General features: G+C 74.9%; 1 protein-coding gene. It reads right to left on the bottom strand.

What is annotated here, in order from left to right:
* Positions 1-63: 63 nt before the first annotated feature.
* On the bottom strand, positions 64-838 hold a 775-nt coding region (locus AOK23_RS51200), incomplete at its 5' end, for an ERAP1-like C-terminal domain-containing protein (RefSeq protein ID WP_240496832.1).

Below are 838 nucleotides of genomic sequence, written 5' to 3'. Positions count from 1 at the left end.
GGGGCCGGTGCCTGTTGCGCGTGGCCTGGGGAGGCCACCGGCCCCGGGGCGGACCGGCGGCGGTTACGCGTTCCTGACCTTCAGGGCGCGGTTCAGGTCGTCGAGTTGGTCGACCAGCTTTCGGCGTAGGGCCGGGATGGGGGCGGCCTCGGTCAGGCAGCGTTCGCCCAGGCCGAGGGTTTCCGCGTCCACCGTGTGGACGGGGAACGCCCAGCGTCCGGCGGCCTCCGCGATGGCCGGGCCCCGTCGGGCGGCCAGCGCGACCGCGTCGTCCCAGTAGCGGTCGACGTACTCCTGGAGGAGTTCCGTCTGTTCCGGCTGCCAGAAGCCCTGGGCGGTGGCGGTGAAGAGGTAGTTGGAGAGGTCGTCGGTGGTGAACATCGCCTCCCAGGCGGCCCGCTTGGCCTCCGGGTCGGGGAGGGCGGCCCGGCAGCGGGCGGCGCCTTCCTGGCCGGTGGCGCTGGGGTCGCGTGCCAGTTCCTCGGCGATCGCGTCGGCGTCGACCGCGCCGAGGACGGCGAGCCGGCCGAGGACCCGCCAGCGCAGCTCGGGGTCGAGTTCGGGGCCGCCGGGGACCGTGCCGTCGGCGAGCCAGGCGGCGATGGTGTCGGGGTGGGCGGCGACGTCGATGAAGTGACGTACGGCGGTCAGGCGCAGGCCGGGGTTGTCGCCGTCCTCGGTGCGGCGGATGAGGTCGCGGCACAGGGCGGCGAGGGTGGTCAGGCCGGCGGGGCGCTGCTCGGGGGTGAGGAAGCGGTCGGCGATCTGGGTGGTGGCGAAGGTGAGGACGCCCTGGACGATGGCGAGGTCGGTCTCGCGGGGCAGATGGGTGCGGGCG

The organism is Streptomyces torulosus, assembly GCF_001419765.1.
Lineage (GTDB): Bacteria > Actinomycetota > Actinomycetes > Streptomycetales > Streptomycetaceae > Streptomyces > Streptomyces torulosus.
The sequence above is the reverse complement of the archived record's forward strand: the minus strand, read 5'-3'. Positions and strand labels throughout refer to the sequence as shown.